This is a genomic window from Flavobacterium macrobrachii (assembly GCF_014486675.1).
Lineage (GTDB): Bacteria > Bacteroidota > Bacteroidia > Flavobacteriales > Flavobacteriaceae > Flavobacterium > Flavobacterium macrobrachii.
The window spans coordinates 1-201 of the sequence record NZ_JACTAC010000236.1 but is presented as its reverse complement, the minus strand read 5'-3'; the positions used below and the strand labels follow the sequence as shown (position 1 = coordinate 201).

Below are 201 nucleotides of genomic sequence, written 5' to 3'. Positions count from 1 at the left end.
ACTTTAAAATGGGTTCATATTGCAATTAGCAATGCTAAGCGTAATTTCTTAGGAAATTATCATAAAATAAAAGGAAAATATCTTCAATTATACCTAAATGAGTTTGTTTACAAGTTAAATAGAAGATATTTTGAAGAAAAATTATTCGATAGGTTAGTAATTGCTGGTATTACAGGATTATGACAGAAAACGGACAATCAA

At 26.4% G+C, this 201-nt stretch carries 1 protein-coding gene; it reads left to right on the top strand.

The genetic code is table 11. The features are described from left to right. Window positions 1–183, top strand: a 183-nt coding sequence (locus IAI56_RS16090) for a transposase (protein WP_187658811.1), incomplete at its 5' end; no start/stop codon positions are given. Window positions 184–201: the final 18 nt, after the last annotated feature.